Source organism: Hyalangium sp., from assembly GCF_045802625.1.
Lineage (GTDB): Bacteria > Myxococcota > Myxococcia > Myxococcales > Myxococcaceae > Hyalangium.
Map to the genome: position 1 here is coordinate 191,529 of NZ_JBJMQP010000039.1, position 19,530 is coordinate 211,058.

Here is a 19,530-nt window from a genome sequence, read left to right on the forward strand (position 1 = left end):
GTCACTCCTCGGGCAGCCCGGCGGCCTTCTTCACGGCCGAGCGAATGCGTGTGTACGTGCCGCAGCGGCACAGGTTGCCCGCCAGCGACTGATCAATCTCCGCATCGGTGGGCTTGGGCTTGGCCGCGAGCAGGGCCGCCGCGCTCATGATCTGGCCCGCCTGGCAGAACCCGCACTGCGGAACGCCCATGTCCACCCAGGCGCGCTGCAGCGGGTGGCTCCCATCCGCCGAGAGCCCCTCGATGGTCGTCACCGACTTCCCGGCCGCGCGGCGAACCGGCGTCACGCACGCGCGCACGGTGCTGCCGTCCAGGTGCACGGTGCAAGCGCCGCACAGCGCCTGGCCGCAGCCATACTTGGTGCCCGTCAGGCCCAGCACGTCCCGCAGCGCCCAGAGCAGCGGCATTTCTGGATCGACCTCGAGCTCCTGCTCAACGCCGTTGATGCGAACTCGAATGCTCATGGCCGCGCCTCCTCACTCGGGCACTCCGCGCCCGTCTCCACCCATGCCGCGACAATCGCCCCGAAGCGCTCCTGCGAGCCCGGTGCCGGCTCTCGGCCCGGGCCCGGGTGCCAGCCCCAGCCCACGAGCTCATCGTGCGCGTTGTGATCGACGATCTGGGCCAGCGTCCTCCCGCCATTCCGGGACGGATCCTTGAGCTGCTCGCACACCGCATGCGGCGTGTGCCCCACCCAGGCCATCGACTTGGGAGCCAGGTGCCAGTTCGGAGCCCCGGGCACTCGCGCCAGCTCGAGGTTCTTGTCCTGGTGGCAGCTGGTGCACGTCATGCCGACGACGCCCTTGTCCTCGGGACCGCGCACGGCCGGAGGATCGTGCGCCTGCCCCTGGGTTCCCTGAAGGGGGGTGTCCCCCTCCGGATGGCAGTTCGAGCACCGCGGGTGGAGCATCACCCGGCTGGCCTCCAGGAAGAGCGCGCGTGAGCGCTCGGCCTTGTCGGTGATGGCGTTGAACGCCTCGGGGGCGCGCAGCTCGCCAGCGGCCACCGGGGGAAGAACGTCGGAAGGATGCTCCGCCGAGTCAGCTTGACGGTGACTGCAACCCACCGCCGCCAGGGCGAGAACGGATGCCCCCAGGAAGAGAGCGGCGTGCATCCGGGAAAGGGACAGCCGGTTCGGTTTCGAACTCAATGGATTGACGTCCCGCTAAGGTGTGGCGCGGGAGATTACGAACCGGAATACCCATGTCAACGTCGAATGCTGGCCCCTCGGCCCCAGTGTCCTCTTCCACCTCCGGCGTCCCCCAGGAGCGGCCCCTGCTGCACTGGCAGTGGAAGCGCTTTGCGGAGCTGACGCTCGATGAGCTCTACCGGGTGCTCGCGCTCCGTGAGCAGGTGTTCGTGGTGGAGCAGAAGTCCATCTACCAGGACGCGGACGGCTACGACCGGGGCGCCCACCACCTGCTCGGGAAGGCCTCGGGCGAATCGGAGCCCGTCCTCGCCGCGTATCTCCGCGTGCTGCCCCCGGGGTTGAAGTATCCAGAGGCCAGCTTCGGCCGCGTGGTCACCGCCCCGAGCATGCGCCGCCACGGATATGGCAAGGCGCTCGTGGAGAAGGGCCTCTCCTTCATCGAGACACACTTCCCTGGCGCGCCCATCCGCATTGGAGCCCAGCACTACCTCCAGCGGTTTTATGAGGGGTATGGCTTCCGCCGCGTGAGCGACGTGTACGACGAGGACGGCATCCCTCACATCGACATGCTCCGCTGAGCGCTCGGTCCTTCGCCTTCGCTTCGCCCTGCCGAGCCCGGCCCCTTGGGCGATCGGCATCGGGCCCGGGTTGGGACATACTTCCGCGACATGCGTCGATTCCTGTGGGCAGTTCTCCTCGTCCTCTGCGCCTCCGCCTGCGCCCACGAGCCCCTTCCTCTCAGCACCCAACCTGCCAGCGCCTCATCGGAGGCGGGCGAACAGACCGACGTCGGCTTGCCAGACGCGCGGACGAGTGGAGAACCGAGCCTCTCCAGCTCCCACGGCTCGGGCAAGCTGCCCTGCGAGAGCACGGGCACCGTGCCCCATGGCTCGACGAGCTATACCTACTGCGTCGTGACGATCGCGGGCTCCCAGCTCAAGATCATCGAGCCCCAGGACACCTCGAGCGGCCCTCTGAAGCTGGCCATCTACCTGCATGGCGACGGCGCTCGCGCGCATGATGGCGACACCGCCCCTCGCCTCCAGGCGCCCTGGACCTTCACCCACCGGGTCCTCTACGTGTCGGCGCGAGCGCCCAACCGCTGCGCGTGGTGGACCAAGCCCACGCTGACCACCTGCCTGGATGATGCGCCCGACGAGGATCGAGACCTCGAGGGCAAGAACGCCGAGGTGTTCGTGCAGATCATCGCCGCCCTGCGCGGCGGGTGGGACATCCTCGATGAGCCGATCCTCTTCGGCGGCTCCTCCGGCGGCTCGGTCTTCCTCACCGCGAGCTTCCTGCCGAAGTACGGCAACCAGTACCACGGGGTCTACGCCCTCAGCTGCGGCGGCGAGCCCCCCTGGGCGGGCCACCTCGACTGGGACAGCGCCAACGCCACGCTGCGCGGCCCCTCGAAGCTCTTCTACACGTACGGGGATCAAGACCCGCTCCTCACCGACATCCAGGACAGCATCTCCTTCTTTGGGGCGCACTCCTTCCCGCTCGAGGAGAGGATCGTCCCCAACTCGCTCCACTGCGCGTTCGACCACCTTGGCCGCGTCACCGAAGTCTGGGGTTTGGCCACGGGCGGATGACTCGACGGATTCGCAGAAAAGAGAGAGCCACAGGCCAACCCATGCCGGCAAGGCTCAGGGGCCCAGCCCTGGGCCGCATGAACGCCTGCCCGGTTTGGGAGGGAGAAAGCCTCCCCGAGTTACATGCCGGACAGCCGGAGCGAGTCCACCCTTAAGGGGATTTTGGATTCACCTTCCGGCAAGGGGAGAGCGCATGATCACGGCGATACTGACCGAGCAGCCTGGCATCCTCAAATCCGCGGCCCTGTTGCCGCCACGTCTGGCGCTGGGCTCGACCATGGTGTTCCACGGGTTGAGCAAGCTGAAGAAAGAGGGCACCGAGCAGCACGCCTCCTTCTTCGAGCAGATGGGCTTCAAGCCGGGGAAGCCCTGGGTGCTGGCGCTGGGCGTCACCGAGGTTCTCTCTGGCGTGAGCGCCATCCTGGGAGTTGCCACCCGCCTCACCGCGCTCGCGGTGGTCGCCACCCAGGCGATGGCCATTGCCAAGGTCCACGGCTCCAAGGGCTTCAACAACCAGGAAGGCGGCTACGAGTTCAACCTGGCGCTGATGGGCACCGCCCTGGCCCTGCTGCTGCGCGGGCCCGGCGGCGCCTCGCTGCACAGCGCCCTCGAGCGCCGCGTGAAGCGCCGCGAGCTGCGCCACTTCAAGCTGCTGCCTCGCCAGCGCCGCATCTCCCGCCTGCTGGATCTGCTGGGCTGATCCAGCCTCAATCCCAGACAGCAATTGTAAGTGGCGAAGCCTTCTGGGTTCACTCCCGGAGTACCCATTCAGGGTTACAGAGGACGTGAAACTTCACAGAAGGCCAAGCCTGTCGCATGAAATAAGTCGGTTGTTTATGTAAACCTGTATTCATGGCTGGCGCCGGATTCCTCGCTCGGGTTAATCCGGTGCGCCGCCAGAGCGCAACTTTGCACTCCGCTCCCTCTGGAGCGTTGAGGGCGCCTGCTCGGGAAAGCGCGGGCAATCATGCAAAGACGGGTGAGCCCTGTGTCTACAAATACAGACTCATAAATCGGGCTTGCTATCACTCGGCGGAAGATCGACTCTCTGCCGCAAGCAATTGACGGGGAGTGAATTCCTGTCTGCTTGAGCGCCACTCGGGGGGGCCGTGCGGCGGTGGTCTCAGTCTCAAATGGTTCTGCTACCGGTCAAACATCGAGGGATACGCCAGATGACACTGAAGAACGCATGGAAAGCCGTCCTGCTGCTCGCGACTCTGACAGGCATTGCTTGTGGCCAGGAGCCTGGCGACCCCTCACGAGCGGCTCCCGAGAGCACGCGCACGAACCAGCAGGCGGTCACCAGCACCAACAAGGTGCTGATCCTGGGCAGCAGCGTCAGTGGGCTCGACAGCCGCGAGGTCCAGGCGGTGCGCGCCGCTGATCCCACCACGCAGATCGACGTGGTGACGCCGGAGAGGTGGAAGGCCCTCACGGCCGAGGAGTTCATGGCCTACCGCGCGCTCATCATCGGCGATGCGGCGTGCCAGAGCGGCACGGCGGCGTTCCAGGCGGCCATCGACAGCCGCAACACCTGGGGCGCCATCGTCGACGGTGACGTGGCCATCCTCGGCACGGACCCGACGCACAACAACACGCCCCAGCTGGTCGAGAGCGCGATCGAGTTCGTGCTCAACTCCCAGCAGAAGCGCACGGGCATGTACATCGCGCTGGGCTGCGCCTACCAGGAGGCTCCGGCCAACACGGCCGTGACGCTGCTGGAGCCCTTCGGCCGCTTCACGGTGCAGGGCGTGCCGGGCTGCGCCGACTCCGCGCACATGCTCCAGATGCGCAACGATCTGCTCTCGCGGTTCATGACCGACGACATGCTCAGCGGAGATGGGTGCGCGGCGCGCTCGGTGTTCACCAGCTACCCGGATCACAACTTCGCGTTCGCAGCGCTGGCGATGAGCTCCTCCGGGACGCCGCTCCCCGCCCAGAGCTCCTACACGGACGTCATCGTGAACCCCGATGAGGCGACGACCTTCGCAAGCACGCCCTATATCGTCGTGCGCGGCGCCATGGCGGAGGGCGCGGGCTGTGGCTACCCCGAGAGCACCTCGGCCGAGGAGTGCGATCTGGGTGACGGCATCAATGGCAACCCCGCCGTGGAGGGGCAGCTGGCCATGGAGACCTGCTCCTGGTCCTGCCACCTCCACTGGTGCGGCGATGGAGTCGTAGACACGGAGTTCGGGGAGGAGTGCGACGAGGGAATCAACAACGGCCGCACCGACAACGCCGCCGGCCACATCGGCACGTGCACCTCGTTCTGCAAGTTCCCCAACCTCACCCCGCCGGCCCCTGCTCCCCAGCCGCCGACCGCGCTCTGCCATAACGTGACGCAGGTTGCCGAGTACACCTGCGGCGTCTCCGCCAACATCGACAACGGCTCGTACGACGCGGACGGAGATCTGGTGGGCTGCACGCAGAGCCCGGCTGGCCCGTACGCCATCGGCGATACGACGGTGACGCTGACGTGCACGGATCAGGCAGAGCACACGAGCTCGTGCACGGGCGTGGTGACGGTGGTGGACCACGTGGCGCCGACGGTGGCGCTCACCGGCCCCGCGAATCAGGCGGTGGAGTGCGTGGCGGGCGGCACGTACGCCGAGCCGGGCTCCACCGCGAGCGACCTCTGCGCGGGCTCGCTGCCGGCTAGCAGCATCTCCCGGACTGGCTCGGTGAACCCGAGCGTGCCCGCGACCTATTCTCTGAGCTACGTGGCGACGGACGCCGCGGGCAATGCGTCCTCTCCCGTAACACGGACGGTGACCGTGGCCGATACGCAGAAGCCGGTGGTGACGGTGAGTGGCGCGCTGAGCGTGCAGGTGGAGTGCGGCTCGAGCTCGTACGTGGACCCGGGCGCCACCGCGAGCGACGCGTGCGCCGGGACGCTGCCAGCGGTGGCCAGCACCACGCCCAACCGGAATGTGCCGGGCACCTACTCCATCCGCTACAGCGCGACGGATCCCTCGGGCAACGTGGGCACTTCCTCCAGCAGCCGCACGGTGACGGTGAGCGACACGCTGCCGCCCACGCTCACGCTCAATGGCGCCGCCAGCGCGACCCTGCAGTGCGGCGTGAGTTACACCGACCCAGGCGCCACCGCCTCGGATGCCTGCGCCGGGAACCTGACCCCGAACATCACTGTCACCAGCAACCTCGACACGGCCCACTCCGGTCAGTACTCCATCAGCTACCGCGTGTCGGATCCCGCGGGCCACGTGACCACCGCCGTGCGCCAGCTCACCGTGGGCCCCTGCTCCACCTGCCTCTCGATCCACCTGAGCGACTACACCCTGTTCCTGCTCGAGAACTACAACGGGGGCCATGACATCGAAGGCAAGACCGCGGCCGGTGGAAACATCATCCTGGCCGACTTCTCCATGGGCTCGCACCTGCCGGACACCAACCTCTCCAATGCCCTCGTCGCCGGTGGCAACCTGAGCCTGGTGCGAGGCGGTGTCTGGGGAGACGCGTGGTACGGAGGCACCTTCAGCGCCGACACGACCGTGGTCTACCCCCGAGGCACCGTGAGGCACGGCACGCCCATCGACTTCGCGGCCAAGTTCGCCGAGCTACGCAACCTGTCCGCGCAGCTGGCGAGCCGCACCGCCAACGGCACCACCACCCGCGAGGTCTGGGGCGGCGTCATGCTGCGCGGCACCAACCCGAGCCTCAACGTCTTCAACGTGAGCGCCAGCGCCTTCACGGGCGCCGTGATGATGGACATCCAGGCGCCCGCGGGCTCGCTGGCGGTGATCAACATCCGCGGCGCTTCCGCCAGCTTCTCCGGCTTCGGCATCTCGCTCAGCGGCGGTATCGACCAGCACGGCGTGCTCTACAACTTCGTGGACACCACGAGCATCTACGCCCACGGCTTCGGCTTCCCGGGCACGCTGCTGGCCCCCTACGCCCGCGTCAACTTCACCGAAGGCAGCTGGAACGGCGGCCTGTACGCCGTGTCGATGGATGGCAACGCCGAGGGCCACTTCGATCCGATGACCGACCGCAACATCTGCCCGTAGCGGCTCCTCAGAGGCTCGTCCACAGGGCCGGCGTCACCTGGGCGCCGGCCCGTCCAGCTCCGGGTATCCCTTCCTACTTCCTGGCCACGGACAGCACCACCTTGCCGCGCCCGTGTCCCGAGTCGAGCTGACGGTGAGCGTCGGCGACCTTCTCCAGCGGCAGCACTTGCTCGACGAGGGGACGCACCAGCTTGCGCTCCAGGAGCGGCGTCAGCTCTTCCAGCCGGCGCCGCTCGCGCGTGAGGAAGACGCCGTGCAGCGCGATGTTGCGCGAGTAGAAGGCCGAGATGTCCCCGGTGAAGCCCAGGATGGTGGCGATCCGCCCGAAGGGCCTCGTCGCCGGAATGCTGGCGGGCACGTTCTTGCCCGCGGTGTCGAAGACGGCATCCACGCCCTGGCCGCCCGTCTCGCGCAGGGCCACCTGGGCGGGATCCTCGCCGCGGTAGTTGATGACCACGTCGGCGCCGAGCCGGCGCAGCGTCTCCAGGTTGTCGGGCCCCGAAGTGGCGAGCACCCGCGCGCCCGCCGCCTTCGCGATCTGCACGGCGAACGAGCCCACGCCTCCGGCTCCTCCGTGAATGAGGACCGTCTCTCCGACGCGAACCTGCAGCCGCCGCACGATCGCCTCCCACGCGGTGCCTCCGGCCAACGGAACCGCCGCGGCCTCCTCGTGGGAGAGGCTCGGGGGCTTCCTCGCGATGATGCTGGCGCCGACCAGGTTGAACTCGGCATAGGTGCCGTGCGGGTTGTGGAAGATCTCCGGCGTATAGAAGACCTCGTCACCGGGCTTGAACTCGGTGACGCCGGGGCCCACCTGCTCGATGACTCCAGAGGCGTCGTAGCCGATGATGACGGGAGGTTGCAGCCCAGCCCACGTGCCGTTCTGGCGCAGCTTGGCCTCGACGGGGTTGGTGCCGGAGGCGATGACTCGAACGAGCACCTGGCCAGGGCCGGGAGTCGGAGTGGGAACGTCACGGACCTCGAACAGCTCGGGCCCACCGAAGCGGGGCAGGACAATGGCGCGCATGGGCCGGGTCCTACGGCGAGCCCCCCGGCGACTGCAACAGCTTTGGACTCAGAGCGTCAGCCAGTAGGCCAGTCCATTCAGGTCCGCGAGTGACAGCGACACCAGGAGGCTCCGGAACGGTGCCCCAGTGAACGGTGACTCGCGGACTCCCACGCTCACGCCTACGCGGTCTTGCAGCACCGAGCCGTGGACCTCCAGCCCCCAGTCGAACCGGCGCGCGGTGTTCCAGTGCAGCGAGGCTCGCGGCCCCGCTCCCAGCGACACGCCCCACAGGTGCACCGTGGGCCTCAGCCCCAGCGTGCTCGAGAGCCGATCGTTGTCACTCTCGAAGTCGAACGGTTCCACCTGGGACAGCAGCGACAGATGGGGGGACAGCCGGAGCGCGGGCTCCACCCAGGCCAGTGCCACTCCGCCCCTGGCCGCATCGAAGGCCACCCGGTAGGGCAGCAGGCGCGACACTCGCAGCTTCCAGGCCGCGGAGCCGGGAGGCGTGGCGTTGGGCAGGCTGGAGGGATCGAACTCGAAGCGCGGAGTGGGTTGGATGCTCACGTCCCCTCTCGCCAGCAGCTCTCCCGCCGCGAGGGTCAGCCGGACTCCTCGCTTCGTCGCCGCGGCCATCGTGCCCTCGGCGGGCTCCTGCTGCAGTTCCACCACCGTGGCGCGATCCACCGCCCTGCGGAGCGTGGTGCCCCACCAGCGCGCCGGATCCTGGAGCGCCACGCGCATGTTCGCCTCTTGGCCCTGGAACCCCTGCTGCCTTAGCCCCATGAGGAACTCGTCGAAGCTTGGGTCCGCCAGGCAGAGCTGCGCCGTGTCTCCCTCACGGCAGGGCCTGCGGTGGGACTGCACCGCCGCGAGCGCCGCGGCGAGAGGCTCCTCCTTCGGCAGGCGTGTCCCCTGCTCGACCCAGGCCCAGGCCGGATCGCGCAGCAGTTCCTGGGCTCGTGCTCGGCTGCCCAGGGCGATGGCCAGCTCCTCGCTCGCCAGCGCGGTGATGACGTGGCGCGCCCGCGGCGAGGCGAGCAGCCCCATCCACTCCGCGTTTTCGCGCATCAGCATCCCCACGCACCGCTGGGTCTGCACGTCCGAGAGATCCAGCTCGTCCGATGGCCCCGGGAGCCGCGCCGGCGCGGGCCGCCCAGTGAAGTACGGGTCCTGCGCGGCACAGCCCTCCACCGAGAGCGAGTGCACCGCGTCGTAGACCCCGGCGTAGTAGTCCAGCTCGCGCAGCGGCCGATCCAGGAAGCCCGCGAAGTTGCCGAGCTGAGAGCCCGCCAGCGGGGCGAAGCGCGTGGTAACGAACAGGCGGCGCTCCGGAGCATGCCCCTGCTGGAGCGCCAGGGCCTGCTGGGACAGGGCGTCCAGCGAGGCCCTCAATTGCTGGAACGTCGGCACGAGCCCTGTCAGCACACCCACCACCCGCACGCGATGGGCCAGCAGGCTGAGGTCCCCCGCGTGCTCGTCGCCATCGAACTCGCGCTGCACCGTGGCGATGTCGGGCCGCAGGAGCAGCTCGAACGCCGTCTGGAGTAGCCGCTGCACGGACTCTTGATCGAAGAGCGCTCCCCTTGGCAGCTCGCGCAGCCGCGCCCGGGCCTCGCGCGCCAGCACGGAGAGCCGCGGCTCGGGCATCACCTCGATCCACCGCAGTTGCTCGTCCAGCACCGTGTTCGCCAGCAGGTGCGTGGCCGCGCCCAACCCCTGGCTGTTGCGCAGCGTCCCCAGGAGCGCCTCGCGCAGTTGCCACTGCTGCTCGTCGGAGATCTCGCTGCGAGAGAGCTGATCCAGCTCCCCGGCGAAGAACTCGATGACCGTGGCTGCCAGTTCCACGCCGTCCCGGAATGCGTCCTGGACCCGGAGCCCTGCGTCTCCCTCCTGGGCCAGCGGCTCGTCCACGTAGCGGCGGAACTGGCCGCGCTCATCGAGCAACCTCGCCAGCGAGGTGCCCAGCGATACCAGCTCCTCCACCGAGAGCCGCTCGCTCACCTTCGCTGCCTGGATCGGGTCTCCCTGGAGTGGATCCTCTCCCGGTTCACCTCGCAGCGCCCGAGCACAGCTCTCCAGCAGCCCGTTCTCCGCCGTGCCTGCCTCCTGCCCCGACAGCCTCCTCACGCACGACAGCAGCACCCTGCCCCGCCGCAGCCGCTCGGGCACCGACATCGAGCCTCGCGCGGGCAGCTCGGGCAGCCGCGCCTCGGTGGCGCGCCCGTGCGCGAGCGACGCCAGCACACCGTGGACCGCCGCGTATCTCCGAGCCGCATCCGCCGCGCTCATGAGGAGCGTGCGCGTGGTGCGGTTCCAGTGCATGGCCCGCGCCGTGCGTCCCAGCTCCGAGTTGCGCGCCGTGGCCACCAGCCCGCTGAAGAGCTCCAGGCTGCTCGCGAGGCTGGCCCCCGCCGAGGCCTTGCTCTCGGAGTGGGCGGCGGCCCGAGACTCGAAGCGGCGGAAGTCGGGATCCACGAAGACATAGGAGACAGGGTTCCACAGGCTGGGTCCCCGCGAGGACTCAACGAGCTCGATGGCCAGGCCCACCGGAGCATTGTCGAAGACTCCGCCATCCACGTAGGGCCTGCGGCACAGCGTCAGCTCCTGCCCCGGCGTGGAGCGCGCGGCGCAGGTGAGCCCGGTGAGCGGGCGATCCGCCTCGGGGCCCGGGCAGATGCCATGCTGCACCCGCTGCTCGGCCGGACAGGACGCCACGCAGTCGCACAGCTCGCGCGGGCTGAAGGCCACCGGGAAGGCCGCCGAGGCCAGCACCGCCTGGCTCACCTGATCCGAGTCGAGAGCATGGCCCGGCGGCTCCGGGTCGGCGCTCTCTCCGAGCATCAACGCGCTGGAGGTCAGCTCCCCGTTGCTCGGCAAAGGCTGGTAGCGCAGCCGCACCCGGGCGCTTGGCGTCACCTCGAGCGACAGCGGCACGACGAAGCGCTGGGTCATCGCCGGCAGGCCCTCGATGTGGCGCACGTCCGGCTTGAGCCGCGTCACGCTGAAGCCCAGGGGCACACTGCACCCGGGCTGGAAGCGGCGCGGCGCGGTGGGAGAGAAGACCCCGGCGCGCAGGTTCGCGAGCACGCGCTCCAGCGCCTTGCGTGAGAGGAGCCCGTCATCCTGCGAGTAGGCGCTGGCGTCCTCGGGCAGCAGATCATCCAGTCCCACGGGCAACCAAGTATCGCGCAGCAGGTTCGAGTCGACGCTGTCATCCGCCGTGGACTCGGGGGCCTCGCACCAGAGCGCGGAGGCCAGCAGCGCGTTGATGCTGCCGGCGCTGGCGCCCGTCACTCCCACGAGGTTGGGCCGGAACGAAGGCCCCAGCACTGGCTGGGCGCGGGAGAGCCGCAGGAAGCGAACCATGCCCCACGTCAGCCCGGCCTCGTACGCCCCGAGGCTCACTCCTCCGCTGATGGTGAGCGCGATGTCATGAGGCGGCGGCGCCTTCTCGACAGCTCCCGCCACGCTCACCAGCAACGCCCCCAGCACCACCGCCCACCGGCCCTGGTACAGCAAGACACTCCTCCCGCTCTCGAGACGCGCGGGAGTCTACACAGTGTCGGGAGGCCCGTCCCCCTGCCCCAGCCCAGACCGGAGGTGGAGGCTTCCTGCCAGGGGAGCAGGCCCGTGCCCACGAAGCGACCTCCGCCTCATGGGCACTCGAGCCCTATCGCTGGACTACGCGCCAAGCGCCTGGAGGGCCCGGGCGTAGTACGCATCACGCGAGGCCTTGCCGTTGTAGCCGCCGTTCACCCGGTAGGTGATGGCGTCGAAGTTGCCGGCGTCCGCGTACGAGTTGAGGTTGCGGCTGTTCCAGAACCAGGCCGCGGTGCGGAAGCCCACGTCGGGATCGGCGGCGCGAGTCGGGTTGTTCTCCAGATCGATCCCCAGCGCCTGGCCCGCCGCGCGGTAGTTGCTGCGGCCGGTGAGCTGGATGGGGCCACGACCCTTGTAGCGCACGCCATCACCCGGCTGCGTGTTGCCCAGGTCCGTGCGGCCCTCGTACGCGGCGCCCGAGGCGATCTCTTCCATGTAGCGGAACTCGCCGCTCTCGTGCGCCAGCTGCGCCAGGAACGCCGCCTCACGCTTCGGCGTGTTGATGCCCGCCTCCTGCATGGCGGAGTTGAGGTAGGGCAGCATCTGCTGCGCCCGCGAGGTGGACAGGTTGGGCATGATCGCCTGGAGCTGCTGGAGCGACACGCCGCCCGAGGTGCTCGGCGGCGGGGGCGTCGGCCCCGTCACCGGCCCCGGCCCTGAAGAGCCCGAGGTGCCACCCGCCTCGCGGGTCATCGCCTCACGGGTCATCGGTCCGTAATAGCCCGTGTTCGGCACGCCATGGTCCGACTGGAAGCGCTTGAGCGAGGCCTCCGTCTGCGGACCGAAGGTGCCCGGCCCGGTGTCCATCTGCGCCTGCGTCATGTAGCCCAGCTTCACCAGCGCCGACTGCAGCTGCTTCACCTCTTCACCCGCGCTGCCGCGCTGCAGATCGCTCTGCGGAACGCTGAAGCGGGGAGCGCTCGCCTCGCGGGTCAGCGCCTCGCGGGTCATCGGCCCGTAGTAGCCCGTGTTCGGCACGCCGTGGTCCGACTGGAAGTTCTTGAGCGAGGCCTCCGTCTGGGGGCCGAAGGTGCCCGGGCCCGTGTCCATCTGCGCCTGAGACATGTAGCCCAGGTTCACCAGCGCCGACTGCAGCTGCTTCACCTCCTCGCCCGTGCTGCCGCGCTGCAGATCGCTCTGCGGAACCGCGAAGCGCGTGCCCCCCGTGGACGGAGACGGCGTGGGAGACGGCGTGGGCGAGGGAGTCGGCGTGGGCGTAGGCTCGCCCGGCCCCTGCGTCGACGTGCCGCTGTCGTTCACGAAGTACTGCACGTTCGCGTTCCCGAAGGAGTCGCGCACGTGGCCCTCGTTGAAGTTGCGCGCGCCGGCCTGGGCGATCGCCGGGCCCTGCGCCGTCACCTCACCGGGGCGCACCACCGCGATGTGGCCGATGCCGCCCGGGTTGTTCCAGCTCGCCACCGCGGGGTGGCCCTCGTTGGCCAGCCGCTGCGCCTCCTCGGCGCTCACCTGATGCCAGCCGTGCTCCGCGCCGTGCTGGTTGAGCCACGTGTTGGTGGCGTTGGCGTCCAGCTCGCGGCCCTGGCCCACGCCCGCGGGGTTGCCCGCGCCGTCCACCCAGTGCGGGACCTCCGCGCCCATCGCCTTCGTCACGTCCCACGCGAAGATGTTGCAGAAGGTGTTCCCGTCCCGCGGCGTGTAGCGCGGGTTGTTGCCCACCGCGAACTGATCAATCACGTCCGCGTACGTGGCCGCGTTGCGGTTGGACGGGCTGCCCTGCAGCGGCGGGCTCGTGGGGATCCAGCCCCGCGTGTCCGTGGTGCCCGGCGCCGCGCGGGTGCCGTCGTACTGCCCCTCGGCCGCCGACGGGATGTGGCCCGCCGCCGCCGCGCGCGGCTGCGTGGCGCTCGTGTCGAAGCCGTCTCCCGCCTGCGGACGCGACGTGGGCCGCGGCTGCGCGTCGAACCCGTCCGGGATCGTCAGCTGACGCCCCGTGACGATCAGGTTCGGATTCTGGATGTTGTTCGCCTTGGCGATCGCGTCGACCGTCGAGTTGTAGCGACGGGCGATGCTGCTCAGGGTCTCGCCCGAGCTGATGGTGTGGACCGTCGACATGACTGCTCCTCACAAGAAAACAAAACCGTTCGAAGGGAATTGTCGTACATGTCCCACCCGAAGTTGCTTCTGCAAAAAACCTTCGTGAAATCCGCCCATTCGCGGGGCTGGGGGCGCCGCTGGCAACGGCCTCCCTGCCATGCTCAAGTACGGACTGTTCACGGAAGAACACGGACGCGGACCCATGATCCCGGGGGGACATGCATGGGGGGGGCGGACAGCCCCCTGGTTGATGGAGGCGGCCCGCTTCCCAGCCCAGCGTGTGAGTGAGCCGAGGCGTCCAGCATGGTGGAGATTCGTGGCTACAAGCTGCTCGGGCTGTTTCAGACGACGAGCGGCAACTTGCTGTTCCGCGCGGTGCGCGAGGCCGATCAGCGGCCTGCCATCGTCAAGACGCCGCGCATGGAGCACGTCGGCCCGCGTGAGCGCGCCCGGTATGAGCGCGAGTACCGCCTCATGCAGCGCCTGCAAGGCATTCCCGGGGTGCCCGCGGTCCTGGGCTACGAGCTGATCAAGGAGAACCCCGTCCTGCTGGTGGAGGACGTGGGAGGCCAGGCGCTGTCCGAGGAGCTGCAGCGGCCTTTCGAGGCCTCGCAGCTGCTGTCCATCGCCTTGCCCCTGGTCTCCACCCTGGCCGAGGTGCACCGCCGCGGCGTCATCCACAAGGACATCAAGCCCGCCAACATCCTCCTCGGGGAGCGGGTGTGGCTCATCGACTTCGGGCTCGCCACCTTGCAGCAGGTGGAGCACGTGGAGGCGGCGGCCGGGCTCGTCGAAGGCACGCTGGCGTACATGTCCCCGGAGCAGTCCGGACGGATGAACCGGGCGGTGGACTACCGCACGGACTTTTATTCGCTGGGCGTCACCCTCTACCAGCTCCTGACGGGGCAGCTCCCCTTCCACGGCCGGGATGCCTTGGAGTGGATCCATGCCCACATCGCGCAGGCGCCCGTTCCTCCACACGAGCGGGTGGCCTCGGTTCCGCCCATGCTCTCGGCGGTGGTGCTCAAGCTGCTCGCCAAGCCCGCCGAGGAGCGCTACCAGAGCGCCGAGGGGCTGAAGGCGGATCTGGAGCGCTGCCAGCAGGCGCTGCGCCAGGGCAAGCTGGGGGAGTTTCCCCTGGGAGAGAAGGACTTCCCCACCCACTTCCAGCTCCCCCAGCGCCTCTATGGACGCGAGAGCGAGATCTCCGCGCTGCGGGAGGCCCTCGAGCGGGTGGTGCGCGAGGGGAGGGCCGAGTGGCTCCTGGTGAGAGGCTACTCGGGGATTGGCAAGTCCTCCGTCATCCACGAGCTGCACAAGCCCGTGCTGCAGCGCCGCGGCTTCTTCGTCAGCGGCAAGTTCAACCAGCTGCAGCGGGATGTGCCCTACGCCACCCTGGCCCAGGCTGTGCGGGCGCTGGTGCAGCAGGTGCTGGTCGGCAGCAACGAGGAGGTGGCGGCCTGGCGCCAGCGCCTGCTCGAGGCCTTCGAGGGCAAGGGCCAGGTGCTGGTGGATCTGGTGCCCCCATTGGAGCAGGTGGTGGGCAAGCAGCCTCCGGCTCCAGAGCTGCCGCCCACGGAGACACGCAACCGCTTCAACCGCCTCTTCCAGCGCCTGCTGGGAGTGTTCGCCACCGCCGAGCATCCGCTGGTGCTCTTCCTGGATGACTTGCAGTGGGCGGACCTCGCCAGCCTCCGGCTGCTGCAGTACCTCATCACCCACCCGGACACGCCTCCCCTGCTGCTGATCGGCGCCTATCGGGACAACGAGGTGAGCGCCTCGCATCCGCTGGCCCGCGCGCTGGAGGAGGTGCGCGGTGCGGCCGCCCAGGTACAGGAGCTGCAACTGGGGCCGCTCGCCATCGAGGAGACGCGGCAGCTGGTGGCGGAGGCCCTGCCCGGCGCCGCGCCGGAGCTCGTGGAGCCGCTCGCGGGGCTGCTGCAGGAGAAGACGGGAGGCAACCCCTTCTTCCTGCTTCAGCTCTTCCAGACGCTGTACCAGGAGGGGCTCGTGGCACGAGGCCCCGAGGGAGCGTGGCGCTGGGACGCGGACGCCGTGCGGGCCCGGGGCTACTCCGATAACGTGGTGGACTTCATGGCCAGCCGGCTGCGGCAACTGCCCGCCCCGGCCCAGCAGATACTTCGCATGGCCGCATGCGTGGGCAACGCCTTCACCGTCGAGACGCTGGCGCTCGTCTCCCATCAGGAGGAGCGCGAGGTGGAGCGCCGCCTCGAGCCGGTGCTGCAGGAAGGGTTGGTGGTTCAGACCGCCCCCCAGCACTACCGCTTCCTGCACGATCGCATCCAGCAGGCCGCCTACTCCCTCATCCCCGCGGAGGAGCGGCAGGCCGTCCACCTGGAGATCGGCCGGCTGCTCTGGACCCGCCTCCCACCCGAGGAGCTGCAGGAGCAGCTCTTCGATGTGGTGGGCCACCTCAACGAGGGCTCGGCGCTGCTGGAGGATCCAGAGGAGCGCTTGCGGCTGGCCCGGCTGAACAACGAGGCGGGACTGCGGGCCAAGGCCTCCACGGCCCACCGCTCGGCCGTCGGCTTCTTCAGCATGGCCTTCCTGCTGCTGCCCGGGGATCCCTGGAAGACCGAACCCGATCTGGCCTTCAAGCTGCGCCTGGAGCAGGCCCGCAGCGAGTCCGCGAGCGGCAACATCTCCGAGGCCCGCCACCTCATCGAGGAGCTGCTCCCCCGCGCCCCCACGCTCCAGCATCTGGCGGCGGGCTCCCAGCTCAAGGCCGAGATCCTCCTCACCACCGGCGGCGCCAAGGCCGCCACCGCGTGCCTGCTGGAGTGCCTGGAGCGCTTCGGGGTGCACCTGCCCTCGCAGCCCTCTTGGGAGGACGCGGTCGCCGCGCGTGAGGAGCTGGAGTCCCTGCTGGGCGATCGCCCCGTCGAGAGCCTCGTGGATCTGCCGGCCCTGACGGATCCGGAGATGAAGACCGTCATCGGCCTGCTCGTGGCGATGATCTCTCCGGCCTTCTTCACCGACGAGAACCTGCTGGCCCTGCAGCTCTCGCGGCTGGTGGCCCTGACGCTCCGCCATGGCAACACCGCCGCCAGCGCGCTGGGCTATGTCTGGTATGGCCTGGTGACGCTCACCCGGTTCAGGGATCTGCGCCGGGGGTATGAGTTCGGCCGGCTCGCGCAGGCCCTCATCGAGCGGCACCCGGGCGCCGCCCTCCGCTCCCGCGTGCTGTTCATCCTCGCGCAGCTGAGCACCTGGGTGCGCCCGCTGTCCGCCGCGAAGGAGCTCGCCCAGGAGGCCTTCCAGTACGCGGTGCAGGGCAGTGACTTCCAGGGCGCGTGCTACTGCTGCCTCACGATCGGCTCGCTCCCCCTCTTCATGGGCCTCGAGCTGGCCGAGGTGTTCCGGGAGATGAACGCGGCGGCGGACTTCCCCCGCAAGGTCAACTTCCGCTCCGGGCAGGACTACCTGCTGATCCTCCAGTCCTTCGTGCAGCAGATGCGCGGGCACAATGAGTCGTTCACCTCGCTGAGTATGGAGGGCGTCTCCGAGCAGTACCTCGAGAGCCGGAAGAGCGCGGGCCTGGCGCCCCAGGACTGCCTGTACGCCATCGTCAAGACGCGCTCCCGCTTCATGTGTGGCCTGTACGAGGACGCGCGCCAGGCGGCGGATCAAGCCCACTCGTTGCGCTGGGCGCTGCTCGGGAGAATCCCGATTCTCGACTACCACCAGTTCCGCGCGCTCACGTTGGCGGCGTGCTCCCCGGAGGCTGATGCCCAGCAGCAGCGGGAAGACCTGGAGCAGATCCGGGAACACCATCAGCAGCTGGCGGCGTGGGCCGAGAGCTGCCCGCAGACGTTCCTCGCCGTGGAGCGGATGGTGGCCGCGGAGCTGGAGCGCCTGCACGGCAGGGACGAGGCGGCCATGCAGGCCTACGAGGCGGCGATCCAGGCGGCCCACACGCACGGCCTCATCCAGAACGTGGCCCTCGCCAGCGAGCTGGCCGCGCGCTTCTGGAAGGAGCGGGGCTACCCCACCATCGCCACCGCCTATGCCCGCCAGGCTCGCGAGGCCTACAGCCAGTGGGGCGCCGAGGGCAAGGTGCGCCACATGGACGAGCAGTGGCCGCACCTGGCGGAGCTGCCCGCGGCCAGCCAGAACACCACCTATGACACGGGCCCCACCCGGCTCGATACGCTCAGCCTCGTCAAGGCCCAGCAGGCGCTCTCCAGCGAGATCAACCAGGAGAAGCTGGTGTCCACCCTCATGCGCGTGGCCTTGCAGAGCGCCGGAGCCCAGCGAGGCGCCCTCGTGCTCGTGCAGGACGCCGAGCTGCAGGTGAAGGCCCTGGTGGACTCCGCTTCACGAGAGCCCCGGGCGCTGGTCCGTCAGCCAACGGACCAGGAGCTGCCCTGGACGGTGCTCTCCTATGTGAGCCGCGCCAGCGAGCACGTCCTCATCGACGACACCTCCAAGCCCCACGCCTTCTCCTCCGACACGTTCTTCTCCCAGAGCCACGCCCGCTCCGTGCTGTGTCTGCCCTTGAAGCGCAAGCAGATCCACGGAGTGCTGTACCTGGAGAACTCGCTGGCCACGGGCGCCTTCAGCCCCGGCCGCATCGCCCTCCTGCAGCACCTGGCCTCGCACGCCGTCATCTCCCTGGAGAACGCGCAGCTCTACTCCGAGGTGCAGCAGGCGGAGACGGCCCTGCGCCAGGCCAACGAGGAGCTGGAGGCGCGCGTGGAGGAGCGCACGCGCGAGCTGAGGCAGGCCCAGGCGCGCCTGGTGGAGACGGCCCGCCTGGTGGGCATGGCCGAGGTCGCCTCCAACGTGCTGCACGAGGTGGGCAACACCTTGAACAGCCTCGTGGTGGCCACCGAGTCCCTGCGCAACGAGGTCGCCGCCTCGCGGGTGGTCCGCGTCGAGCAGGTGGCCAGCCTCCTCGAGGAGCACCAACACAAGCTGCCGGAGTTCCTCACCCAGGATCCCCGGGGCCTCCAGATGGTGCCCTACCTCACGAGCCTCGCGGGCACGCTGAAGCAGGAGCAGGTGGACTTGCAGGAGAGCCTCCGGGACATGACCCGGCACGTCGAGCGGGTGCGCGCCATCGTCCACCTGCAGCAGACCTACGCCAGGTCCACGCTGCTGGAGGAGGAGTGCGATCTGGCCGAGGTGGTGGAGGAGGCCCTCCGCCTGCAGCACAGCGCCCTGCACCAGGCGGGCGTGCAGGTGACGACGGAGCTGGAGCCCATCCGGATGAGGGTGGACAGGCACCGGCTGCTGCAGATCCTCCTCAACCTGCTGAGCAACGCCCGGCAGGCGCTGGAGTCAGTCCCCCCCGGGCGGCGGCTGCTGGGGCTGCGCCTGCGCCGGGAGGGCGAGTGGCTCCACCTCCAGATCGAGGACAATGGCCAGGGGATCGCTCCCGAAGCTCGCAGCCAGCTCTTCAGCCAGGGCTTCACCACGCGCAAGGACAGCCACGGGCTGGGCCTGCACTCGAGCGCGCTCGCGGCGCAGCTCATGGGCGGGCAGCTCACGCTGGAGAGCGCCGGGCCCGGGCAGGGAGCCACCGCCACCCTCCGGCTTCCCACCTCGGGGCCGGTGAAGGCCGGGGCTTAGGCCCTCGTGTGGCTGTCCAGCCCCATCCAGAGCCGCGCCTCGGCGAGCACCTTGTTCGCCTCCTCGAGCGAGCCGACGTTCACCGTCACGTCATCTCCCTGCGAGTGCTCGCGGGCCAGCCGCGCCATCTGCATCTTCACCACGGTGGAAGAGGTGAGGTGGGCACAGCACGTCACGCCCTGCTGCCGGGCCTTGCCGATGGCGTCTCCCAAGAGCTTCGCCACGTCCAGGCTGGAGATCTGCAACCCCTGCATGTCCGCCAGCACCAAGTGAGGCTGGCCCCCATAGCTGGCGGAGGCCTCGAGGAGGAGCCGGACGAAGTCCTTCATCTCGCTCTCCTCGAAGAACCCCTCCATCCGCAGATAGAGGGTCCGCTCCGCGGTCTCGTTCTTCACGCTGTAGTGCGCGGAGCCCATGGCTCTCCCTTTTGTACTCAAACCCGAAGGCCAGCATAGCGGGACAGCGGCGCCGGGAGTCAGGGAGACACAGGGGCTTC

11 protein-coding genes are annotated in these 19,530 nt (G+C 69.2%); 5 read left to right on the plus strand and 6 right to left on the minus strand.

From position 1 onward, the window contains the following. Position 1: 1 nt before the first annotated feature. Together ACJ8AT_RS06930 and ACJ8AT_RS06935 are read right to left on the minus strand one after the other, a co-directional pair. Positions 2-463: a (2Fe-2S)-binding protein gene (locus tag ACJ8AT_RS06930; RefSeq protein ID WP_407736827.1), complete on the minus strand. Its 462-nt coding sequence runs from the start codon at positions 461-463 to the stop codon at positions 2-4. Then, positions 460-1,113, minus strand: a complete 654-nt coding sequence (locus tag ACJ8AT_RS06935) for an Isoquinoline 1-oxidoreductase subunit (RefSeq protein ID WP_407736828.1) — start codon at positions 1,111-1,113, stop codon at positions 460-462. The genes ACJ8AT_RS06930 and ACJ8AT_RS06935 overlap by 4 nt, the downstream gene beginning before the upstream one ends. A 161-nt stretch (positions 1,114-1,274) precedes the next feature. On the opposite strand from ACJ8AT_RS06935, the gene ACJ8AT_RS06940 reads away from it, so the two are divergent. From ACJ8AT_RS06940 to ACJ8AT_RS06955, 4 genes are all read left to right on the plus strand, one after another. Further along, positions 1,275-1,727: a GNAT family N-acetyltransferase gene (locus tag ACJ8AT_RS06940; RefSeq protein WP_407736914.1), complete on the plus strand. Its 453-nt coding sequence runs from the start codon at positions 1,275-1,277 to the stop codon at positions 1,725-1,727. Positions 1,728-1,943: 216 nt separating this feature from the next. Then, a complete protein-coding gene (locus tag ACJ8AT_RS06945; RefSeq protein ID WP_407736829.1) occupies positions 1,944-2,744 on the plus strand; it encodes an alpha/beta hydrolase in 801 nt (266 codons plus the stop codon). Between the two features lie 193 nt (positions 2,745-2,937). Further along, positions 2,938-3,444, plus strand: coding sequence for a DoxX family protein (locus ACJ8AT_RS06950; RefSeq protein WP_407736830.1), 507 nt, complete (start codon positions 2,938-2,940; stop codon positions 3,442-3,444). A gap of 472 nt (positions 3,445-3,916) precedes the next feature. Then, the gene (locus ACJ8AT_RS06955; protein ID WP_407736831.1) at positions 3,917-6,772 is read left to right on the plus strand and encodes a choice-of-anchor A family protein; all 2,856 of its coding nucleotides are present in this window, start codon (positions 3,917-3,919) and stop codon (positions 6,770-6,772) included. 73 nt (positions 6,773-6,845) lie between these two features. On the opposite strand, the gene ACJ8AT_RS06960 is transcribed toward ACJ8AT_RS06955, so the two are convergent. The 3 genes from ACJ8AT_RS06960 to ACJ8AT_RS06970 form a co-directional block, all read right to left on the minus strand. Beyond that, on the minus strand, positions 6,846-7,799 hold the full coding sequence (locus ACJ8AT_RS06960) for a zinc-dependent alcohol dehydrogenase family protein (protein WP_407736832.1): 954 nt from the start codon (positions 7,797-7,799) through the stop codon (positions 6,846-6,848). Positions 7,800-7,847: 48 nt separating this feature from the next. Next, on the minus strand, positions 7,848-11,303 hold the full coding sequence (locus ACJ8AT_RS06965) for a patatin-like phospholipase family protein (protein ID WP_407736833.1): 3,456 nt from the start codon (positions 11,301-11,303) through the stop codon (positions 7,848-7,850). A 162-nt stretch (positions 11,304-11,465) separates the two neighbouring features. Further along, positions 11,466-13,457 carry a peptidoglycan-binding protein gene (locus ACJ8AT_RS06970; protein WP_407736834.1) on the minus strand — a complete coding sequence of 664 codons (1,992 nt, stop codon included), beginning with the start codon at positions 13,455-13,457 and terminating at the stop codon, positions 11,466-11,468. A 285-nt stretch (positions 13,458-13,742) separates the two neighbouring features. On the opposite strand from ACJ8AT_RS06970, the gene ACJ8AT_RS06975 reads away from it, so the two are divergent. Then, complete coding sequence (locus ACJ8AT_RS06975) at positions 13,743-19,034, plus strand: AAA family ATPase (protein ID WP_407736835.1); 5,292 nt, start codon at positions 13,743-13,745, stop codon at positions 19,032-19,034. On the opposite strand, the gene ACJ8AT_RS06980 is transcribed toward ACJ8AT_RS06975, so the two are convergent. Next, a complete protein-coding gene (locus ACJ8AT_RS06980; RefSeq protein ID WP_407736836.1) occupies positions 19,031-19,450 on the minus strand; it encodes a hypothetical protein in 420 nt (139 codons plus the stop codon). The genes ACJ8AT_RS06975 and ACJ8AT_RS06980 overlap by 4 nt on opposite strands. Between the last annotated feature and the right edge of the window lie 80 nt (positions 19,451-19,530).

Excerpts from the sequence above, each read along its gene's own strand:
- ACJ8AT_RS06930 (WP_407736827.1), bottom strand. The coding sequence starts at position 463 with ATGAGCATTCGAGTTCGCATCAACGGCGTTGAGCAGGAGCTCGAGGTC.
- ACJ8AT_RS06935 (WP_407736828.1), bottom strand. The coding sequence starts at position 1,113 with ATGCACGCCGCTCTCTTCCTGGGGGCATCCGTTCTCGCCCTGGCGGCG.
- ACJ8AT_RS06950 (WP_407736830.1), top strand. The coding sequence starts at position 2,938 with ATGATCACGGCGATACTGACCGAGCAGCCTGGCATCCTCAAATCCGCG.
- ACJ8AT_RS06955 (WP_407736831.1), top strand. The coding sequence starts at position 3,917 with ATGACACTGAAGAACGCATGGAAAGCCGTCCTGCTGCTCGCGACTCTG.
- ACJ8AT_RS06960 (WP_407736832.1), bottom strand. The coding sequence starts at position 7,799 with ATGCGCGCCATTGTCCTGCCCCGCTTCGGTGGGCCCGAGCTGTTCGAG.
- ACJ8AT_RS06970 (WP_407736834.1), bottom strand. The coding sequence starts at position 13,457 with ATGTCGACGGTCCACACCATCAGCTCGGGCGAGACCCTGAGCAGCATC.
- ACJ8AT_RS06975 (WP_407736835.1), top strand. The coding sequence starts at position 13,743 with ATGGTGGAGATTCGTGGCTACAAGCTGCTCGGGCTGTTTCAGACGACG.
- ACJ8AT_RS06980 (WP_407736836.1), bottom strand. The coding sequence starts at position 19,450 with ATGGGCTCCGCGCACTACAGCGTGAAGAACGAGACCGCGGAGCGGACC.